Below are 5,168 nucleotides of genomic sequence, written 5' to 3'. Positions count from 1 at the left end.
TCTTGGCCCCAAACCAAAAGAAATATCTGTGGGGCGATCGCCACTTTTCTGGCACAATTCTAATAATCTACCTACCCCTGGCCGCCGCCGTGCTGCTGCTGGCTGTTTAAAATCTTCTTGCAGTCGTTGAATTCCCATCTGTGCCAAATAGCGGCAATCTCCACTTAACTGCACTAAGTCGGCAATTAATCCAACTGCAACTAAATCTAATAAATCTTCTAAGGGATATTTAGCAACATTTGGCAGACTTTGATATAGTGCTTCCACCAACTTATAAGCTACCGCCACCCCAGAAAGATTAAATAACTGATGTTCCTTTGGAAAATAGCGGGGATTGATAATTGCTGCAACAGGTGGGCGTTCGGCTGGTAAAGTGTGATGGTCTGTAACTATTACATCTATACCTAGCTGTTTAGCATAGATAATTTCCTCAACATTTGTGCTACCTGTATCGCAAGTAACAATTAATTTGCAACCTTGTTTTGCTAAGTTATCAATCCCTTGATTATTAAGTCCGTGAGATTCTTTCAGGCGATTGGGAATATAGTAAACTAACTGAGTATTTTGAGCGAAAAACTGCCCCAATCCATCCCAAAGTACCGATGTGGCGGTAATACCATCGGCATCGAAGTCTCCCCAAATGGCGATTTTCTCTTTAGTATTATATGCTTGCTGCAACCGTGCGATCGCCAGATGCATTTCTTGCCCAAACTCAAAGGGACTTGTCGGTTGATAAGCTTTATAGTTGATAAAAGCTGTTAATTGTTGACGATCTTTAATACCGCGTTGCCACAACAACTGCGCTGCATACAGTCCATTTGATGCAGGTGTATACTGTTTCACTGCTTGGATAAACCACTCTGGTGGTTGTTCAGTTGCTGTTATAGTCCACTGCTGTTGTTCTGGCATACAAACAAAGTTAGGATTTAGAAGTTAAAACTCTTAAAATACAAGGATAATTTGTAAATCTGTGGAGTTGACCTTTAGAAAAGTGAAGAAAGGTTCCAGAAATTGCTCAGATAATCTGGTCATCAAACTTAAATTCTAATTCTACCTCTTGAATAGATAAAGCTTCATCTTCGTGACTATGAATGTGGTAGGGTGTAAAGTTTTGTAGCTGAACAGCGATTCCCCACTCGCTACTCTCCGTGATTGTTTACAGGACTTACACAAAATCATGAAAAAACGAACCGCATACTCCTACGGAGAAGCAAGCTACGCGCAGCGTCTCGTCAGAGAAGGACACAAAGGAATGAGAGTTTCAGAGAGTTATTGCGTAAGTCCTAGTTTAGTTAATTTTAACTACTCAACTTAGCAGCACCAAAAGTAGCATTGAACTTGCGACACCAGATAGCAGCAGATTTGTAATCGGCTAAATTGATATTGTTAGGAATAGAATATGTTTGAGCGCCGCTATATTTTTTTAAGGGAGCAAGAATGATATAATCTCCCTTTTTTAAAGAATAAGCTGGTGGCTTACTTGAACCGATTATATTATCTGAACGATGCAAAATTACGACTAAATCCGGGCCTGATTCTGAGGTTTTAAACGATTCTCCAAGCTCTAGAAATGATTTACTGTCTTTGGTAGTAATACTGACTTTTCCTTGAGTTGTATGTTCTCCAGAAACAAAAGTGCCTGACTTCTGAGATTGTACCGAAGGGGTTAAAGACCTTGCCTGAGTTGAAGATTTTGGAACAGATGTATTCACTGCGATCGCAACTTCTTTCGACTCGTTATTTGATACTTCTCGAACACAGCTAATCATAACGAGAGAAGACAAAATTAGTATTAATAAATTTCTGATTTTCATAATTAAGAATATAGATATTGAATTGAGCTTTGAACTAATTATTGCTTGCATAATTAGTCTAATAATGATAGATATCTAAGGATTAATCTCGAAAAAGCTGATATTTTGTTTAGAAAGTTTTTATGGATTTCTCAGCAAAATCTAAACTTTCAGCCTGTAAGTACTTAAGTATAAATAAATACTATTTTATCATCGTAAATGTAACCGACTGAAATCAACCAAGCATAATCTTCTAAAATTATTTAACTTTGCTTAGAATGATACCGCTTATTTTTACTTATTTAATTCTTGTATAAATTTAAATTTATTCAAGTAAAATTTCATAATTTTGTTGTATACAAATAGCAGATGTCTCTAGTAGAATCTTTCTATCAACTCACATCTTGCATCTAAACGATTAAAATCGCGGCTACCCAAACCAAGCTTGCGGAAATAGGCTTCAAAACCCATGCAATAGGCATCCATGAGCAAAACCAGTGATGACGAAATGTTGTTGCACAAGCAAACTTGGCATCGTGAGCGGCAAATAATCGCACGTTTATCTTCTTTAAACTATCGAACCGGCGAACTGAGTAGCTATTTGCACAACATTGCTTGCGGAGTCAGCGAACTCATTGGGGTTGATTGGACAGTTGTTACCTTTTGCCAAGAGGGGTTTGAAACTGTTCTAGCCAGTAGCCTTGAAATGGGTGAAGGCGAACATGTTTATTCACTACATGGTTTACTAACTGGTACTGTTATCAAAATGGGTCAATCATTAGCAGTAAAAGATGCTCAAAAACACCCAGAGTATGGACAGGCTCCAGAAGGTTATTGTGCATATTTAGGGATACCATTGCGGACTGCTGAAAGTGAAGTCATTGGTACTATCTGTTCTTTTAATCATCTACCACGTGATTTTACAAAAAAAGACATCCAAATTGTGGAATTGTTTGCTGAACGAGCTGCAACAGCAATTGATAACTATCATCTCTATCAACAACAGTGCAAATTTAATCATATTCTAGAAGCAGAGGTAGAAAAACGTACCGCAGAGTTACAAGCAGTTCAAGCCAAGCTTTTAGAACAAGAAAGATTGGTAGCGATTGGTGAATTTGCCGCTATGATTGTGCATGAAATTCGTAATCCTTTGACAACAACGATCATGGGATTGAAATATTTCCGAAAAACCATTTTAACTGAATCTGCTCAAGAGCGATTAGCGTTGGCACTGAGCGAAGCTAGTCGTTTAGAACGTCTATTAAGTGAAATTTTGCTCTATGCCAAGCCTCAAGTGTTGCAACTTTATGAATTGGACGTTAATGAATTTATTCATGAGTTGCTTGTATGCATTAGTGAAATGCCAGAAGCTCTAGGACGACAAATTGAATTTATTTCGGTATTGCCTACAGTAAAAATATTGGGAGATAAGGACAAACTTAAACAAGTATTTATCAATATTGTCCGCAATGCTTGCGAAGCAGTTGCAGCAGAAGATTTCATTAAATTGAAAGTAGATTGTTCCGATAGAGAAAAAGTTTGCATTAATGTCCACAATAGCGGCGAGCCAATTCCATCGGAAGTTATCACCAAACTTTTTCAACCATTCTTTTCTACAAAACCTTGTGGCACTGGGCTAGGACTTGCTATTACCAAACGCATCGTCAACGCTCATAATGGGGAACTGTTAATCTCTTCTAATATCTTAACTGGAACTACTGTGAGTGTTCAATTACCTGTAGTTATTAAATGAAATTTTGATTGATATAAATGTCAGGTTTTGGCAATTGTTGCGTTTTTAATATCACCAATTAATTCATCAATTCTTGATTGAGTAGTGTTCCAAGAACACATAAAACGTACTCCTCCCACACCAATAAATGTATAAAACTGCCAGTTCTTGGCTTTTAAGCTGTGAATGACTTCTTCAGGTAATTTCACAAATACGGCATTGGCTTCTCTAGGAAACATCAAGTCAATACCTTCTATGTTTAATAGTTGATTTTCTAAGTATTCAGCACATTGATTAGCGTGTCTGGCATTTTTTAGCCAAGCACCAGTTTCTAATAAACCTAACCAAGGAGCCGAGATAAATCGCATTTTTGAAGCTAGCTGGCCTGCTTGCTTGCATCGATAATCAAAATCTTCTGCTAGCGCTTTATTGAAGAAAAGAATGGCTTCACCTAATGCCATTCCATTCTTGGTACCACAAAAACACAATACATCCACTCCAGTTTTCCAAGTAATTTCAGCAGGACTTTTATTCATAGCGGCAACTGCATTTGCAAAACGAGCGCCATCCATGTGAAGTTTTAAGTTATATTTGTTTGCAACTGCTTTAATACTTAAAAGTTCTTCAATAGAATATAAAGTTCCTAATTCAGTTGATTGCGTAATGCTAATAACTTTAGGTTTTGGATAATGTATGTCAGTACGTTTGGTAACAATTGACTCTATAGACTCTGATGTTAATTTGCCATTCTTACCGTGAGCAAGTAGCAATTTAGAGCCATTAGATGCAAATTCCGGTGCGCCACATTCATCTGTTTCTATGTGAGATGTCTCATGACAAATGACGCTATGATATGACTGGCAAAGAGCAGCTAAAGATAAAGAATTTGCGGCTGTGCCGTTAAAGGTAAAAAATACTTCACAATCAATTTCAAAGAGTTCCCGAAAATAATCTGTTGCTTTTTGAGTCCATTCATCATTTCCATAAGCTGGAACACTACCTTGATTTGCCCTAATCATATATTCTAGTGCTTCAGGACAAATCCCAGAGGAATTATCACTTGCAAACTGTTCTAATTGGCTACTCATAATTTTTATTTTTGTTTTTAACAGTAATTGTTACAATTTTAGTAAATAATTTTTTACTTTGCCAAATCCCTTGGCAAGTAATGCTATTAATCTTTTCAATTACTTAAGAATTCTGCTAAGTACAATAACTTTGGATAGCAGCAACCTATTTTTTTATAACTATAGTTCATATCATAATTAATAAAAACGAGGCTTGTGACTTTTATAAAAAATAGCGACTCTGAACCTTTTGGTTTTCACAACTTAAATTTGATTTTTCTATTTTGTATTAACCTGAATCGTTATAAAGTTAAGTAGGATATTAATAATATATAAAATATATAAATGACTTTGCTGATGTCACAGAAAACTGAAATCTTATTTTCACATCACTGAGATGTTTAATTACTACGGTGTCTTCCTCAGCCTTGGGTTGAGGGTATTTTGAGACGATAAACATCGCCAGTAACTAAATATTATGCTAAAAAAATAAAGTTTGCTAATCAGAATGCTAATTATGTACTTATAATACACTATACAATGTCTGTCTCTTATACACGTCTGACTCTGCCGACG

The 5,168-nt window shown here is 36.5% G+C and carries 4 protein-coding genes; 1 reads left to right on the top strand and 3 read right to left on the bottom strand.

The window, feature by feature from the left end; genetic code table 11:
- Both IQ229_RS12275 and IQ229_RS12270 read right to left on the bottom strand, forming a co-directional pair.
- Positions 1-909, bottom strand: a 909-nt coding sequence (locus tag IQ229_RS12275) for a single-stranded-DNA-specific exonuclease RecJ (RefSeq protein WP_194044044.1), incomplete at its 3' end; no start/stop codon positions are given.
- Positions 910-1,298: 389 nt separating this feature from the next.
- Positions 1,299-1,814 (bottom strand): DM13 domain-containing protein, encoded by a 516-nt coding sequence (locus tag IQ229_RS12270; RefSeq protein WP_194044046.1) that lies wholly within the window; start codon positions 1,812-1,814, stop codon positions 1,299-1,301.
- A 463-nt stretch (positions 1,815-2,277) separates the two neighbouring features.
- On the opposite strand from IQ229_RS12270, the gene IQ229_RS12265 reads away from it, so the two are divergent.
- Positions 2,278-3,546: a GAF domain-containing sensor histidine kinase gene (locus tag IQ229_RS12265; protein WP_194044042.1), complete on the top strand. Its 1,269-nt coding sequence runs from the start codon at positions 2,278-2,280 to the stop codon at positions 3,544-3,546.
- A 20-nt stretch (positions 3,547-3,566) separates the two neighbouring features.
- On the opposite strand, the gene IQ229_RS12260 is transcribed toward IQ229_RS12265, so the two are convergent.
- Positions 3,567-4,613 (bottom strand): threonine aldolase family protein, encoded by a 1,047-nt coding sequence (locus IQ229_RS12260; protein WP_194044040.1) that lies wholly within the window; start codon positions 4,611-4,613, stop codon positions 3,567-3,569.
- Positions 4,614-5,168: the final 555 nt, after the last annotated feature.

Source organism: Nostoc cf. edaphicum LEGE 07299, from assembly GCF_015207245.1.
GTDB lineage: Bacteria > Cyanobacteriota > Cyanobacteriia > Cyanobacteriales > Nostocaceae > Nostoc > Nostoc edaphicum_B.
Note: the sequence above shows the minus strand (reverse complement) of the source record. Positions and strands in the feature narration are given on the sequence as shown.

Coding starts and splice junctions, on each gene's coding strand:
- IQ229_RS12270 (WP_194044046.1), bottom strand. CDS start 1,814: ATGAAAATCAGAAATTTATTAATACTAATTTTGTCTTCTCTCGTTATG.
- IQ229_RS12265 (WP_194044042.1), top strand. CDS start 2,278: ATGAGCAAAACCAGTGATGACGAAATGTTGTTGCACAAGCAAACTTGG.
- IQ229_RS12260 (WP_194044040.1), bottom strand. CDS start 4,613: ATGAGTAGCCAATTAGAACAGTTTGCAAGTGATAATTCCTCTGGGATT.